This is a genomic window from Pseudomonadota bacterium (genome assembly GCA_039815145.1).
Lineage (GTDB): Bacteria > Pseudomonadota > Gammaproteobacteria > Steroidobacterales > JBCBZW01 > JBCBZW01.
Window position 1 is genome coordinate 1 of record JBCBZW010000262.1, and the last position, 3,163, is coordinate 3,163.

The 3,163-nt window shown below is 68.6% G+C and carries 2 protein-coding genes; both read right to left on the reverse strand.

Annotated features, from left to right (window positions below):
- The coding region (locus AAF184_25515; protein MEO0425714.1) for a phage tail protein at nucleotides 1-1,867 on the reverse strand (1,867 nt) is incomplete at its 3' end.
- Nucleotides 1,854-3,050, reverse strand: a complete 1,197-nt coding sequence (locus AAF184_25520) for a putative baseplate assembly protein (protein MEO0425715.1) — start codon at nucleotides 3,048-3,050, stop codon at nucleotides 1,854-1,856. The genes AAF184_25520 and AAF184_25515, both read right to left, overlap by 14 nt.
- Between the last annotated feature and the right edge of the window lie 113 nt (nucleotides 3,051-3,163).

A 3,163-nucleotide genomic window follows, 5' to 3' on the forward strand; every position in this document is an offset into this window, starting at 1 on the left:
CCAGGGGGACGAAGTGCTCGATGATCGCATTTTCCCACCTCTCTCTGCTAGAGCTGGCAAGGCGCAGAGTGCGGGCGTTGCCTTGCACCGTGGGTCCTCCCAGTTGGCTGCGATTGACGATGCGTTGACCCCACAGGCGCGCCTGATCGCCGAGGCGCCCGGCGCCGAGGAACAGCCATCTGCGCAGGCGGAAGTGCTCCAGGACCAGAGGCGGTACGGGATAGTCGGGTGCCGGCGCCGTCGTGCACGGGGCACAGCCCACGGAGGCGGGCGCGGCGGGCCAGCGGCTTGGCCAGCCCAGGAAAAGCGTTAGCATCCCGCGCAGGCCGTCCAGCGTGCCGCGTCGGCTGAACAAGCGCGGCGCTTCCTTGAGCAGCATGCGTCGCCGCGCTTCGGGCAGACTGCGTTCCAGCGTCACGCCCACCCAGGAGGCGAGCCAGGTCAGGAAGTCGTGGTCGCCTCGCCCGGTGGGCGTCGCCAGGGGATCGAACAGCCGCGCCTGGTGATCCAGCGTGCCTTCGATGTCGCGCTGGGTGCGGTCCATGATTGCCAGGAAGCGACGGGTGAAGTCGGCGCTCGCGGGGTCTTGGGAGAACACCGCGGGCAATTGCTCGGTCAGGCTGATGCGCGGGTAGTCGAGGGTCACTGCGTGCACGTGTGGGGTCTGCAGGGCATCGCCGTGCAGGGTGAGGCGCAGCCATAGGTAGCGACCTGCGGGGGAGCGCAGCAGGCCGTCGTGGGTATTCTCCGGGCCGGCGCTGTCCACGCTCAGGCAAGGCGTCCAAGGGGCTTCTTCGGGCCTTAGGTTGAGTATCTCGGCATCGCTCAGGGGCGTGGCGGAGCTGTGCGACTCCACCGTGAGTCGCGTGCCTTGCGGTGTGCTGCTCACGATGGAGATGCGATCCCACACGCACTCGTAGAGACGGCTATCCAGGGGCCCGATCAGCACCTGTCCCGACACCGGGTATTGGCCCGCACCTATGCCCTCGGGCCTGTCGAGCGCCGTGCCCAGGAGGTCGAACCACTGGGTGGTGGGGGGTTGACAGAGGGTGCCGAGTTGCAGGTTCAGATCGGCGTCGATGGCGATTGGCAGCGCTGGGAAGCGGCCTACCAGGGCGTCGGCGCGGGTCACCGTCTCCAGGCGCTCACCCGTCAGGCCATCCATGACCACGATGTGGTCGAGACCTGAGGCGAGTACGTACACGCGGTCTTCGCCATCCACGGCGAGCGCCTGCACGGCGCCGAGTCCGCCGAAGAAGCGTAGCCAGCACCCCGCGCGGTTGAAGACGTGTACACCGCCGTTAGCGGCATCGCCGACCAGTACCTGCCCCCTGCCGTCGATTGCGACGTCCGTCGGGGTGAATGGCGCAGCCAGGCCCGTGCCGAGCGGGAGGCTCCACAGGGCCCGCAGCACCATGCCGTGGAGCGCGAAGACCTGGACGCGCGCGTTGGCCGTGTCCGCCACGTAGAGGTTGCCGTGGCCGATCACCAGGCCTCCGGGCGCGCTGAACTCGCGCGGGCCCTCGCCGTTGCCGCCCACGCAGGGGACCTGTTCGAAGGCACACGTGCACGGGTCGAAGCGGTGCAGGGAGTGATCGTGTGGGTGCAGTATCCAGTAGCCCCGGTCCCCGTCCGTCGCCGCGAGGCGAGGCAGTACCACCCCGCCGAAGGCGCCTCGGCTATCCGTCAGGCTGGGGCCGGGCGGTGCCACCGGGGCAAGCGCCAGGGCGCCGCTCGCGGGATGCACCTCCGCGTCTGCCAGGGTCACGAGGCGCCAGCCCTGGCGCGCGCTCAGGGGCAGGCGCAGGGGATCGTGCGGCGGCCGCGGCGGCGGTGCCAGGTAGGGCGCGTGGCTAGCCAAGCTCATAGCGCACCTCGATGGCATGGGGGCCGTTGCACAGGAGTGCGCCGGGGCTGAGCGCGACATCGGAGCAAGGCGGGTACTCGGTGCCGTCCAGGCGAATCGCGAGCGACTCGATGCGCTTGACGCCCGCGAGCAGCAAGCGCCGGAAGACCAGCGAGTAGAAGATGTCGCCACCGAAGGGCCAGCCGCTGCCCGCTGAGTCCAGCGTGCCGTCCTCGCCGCCGGACAGGGGATCGAAGTACGCCGACAGCGTGGCGAGGGCGGTGTTCTTCACCTCGGCCAGATCCGCCTCATCGGACACCACCAGCGTCGCGTCGATCGCCACCTCTTGATAGGTTGGCGCGCGCACGTAGAGCTCGGTGGTGACCAGGCGCCTTGCGTTCAGGCAAGCGCAGACGTTGGCCAAGGTGGCCTCGCTCGGGGTGGGTTTTGGGTTCTGCGCCGTGTCCACGTCGGGCACGACGATCACCGTGACCACGCCTGGCACGTCGATGCCCGGGAACTCGGGATGGCTGAGCGGCAGGGTCTTGGCCCGGGCGACGTTGCCCGCCGTGGTCGCGAGGTACTCGAAGTCCTCCGCCGTGACGGCGCGGTCGCGACTGCGCAGGGCCAGGGCGGCGCGGTCGCGCGCCTCATCGAGGGTTTCCTCGTCCTGTCCGGCGCCGGTGGGGAAGGGGTTGGTGACGGCATCGCCGTCTATCCCCGTCACGCCTCGGCGCAAGTTGGTGAGCGTGTTCGGTCCGAGGTTGCCCTTGCCGCCACCGCCCACGCGGTAGGTCCGCGCGCGCACGTTGCTCGTGTTGCGGGGATTGGCGACGGGGATGCGACCGTGTACGCCGTCCCCGAACTGGATCGTGCCGGTGCTACGGTTGAGGACGTAGTGCGGGTCGTCCGGGCCGGAGCCGATCAGATCGGGGCGTTCCTCCCAGGGCTCGAAGCCGCCACCCTCATCCAACTCCAGGGCCAGCGTGCCTGCGAGCACCGGCGTACGCCTGAGGGTCAGGGATTGCGCGACGACCCCATCGCTGGCGCCGACCGTCTCGAACTCGATGGTCTCCGCCTGCGTGACAGCTACCGTGTTGGTGCGCAGGGCCAGGATCTCAGGGGGACGTTCATAGGTGGCGCTCGCGATGCGTGCGCGAACCCAATCGCGATCTGCGGTGGCATTCCCTAAGGAAGAGGCCACAGAAAAAAAACAGTCCGAATATCATCTTTATTCTCACCGACGATCAGGGGTGGACACACGTTTCCCATCGTGCTGATCCTGAAGTCCCTGACTCGGAAAGCGACTATTACGAA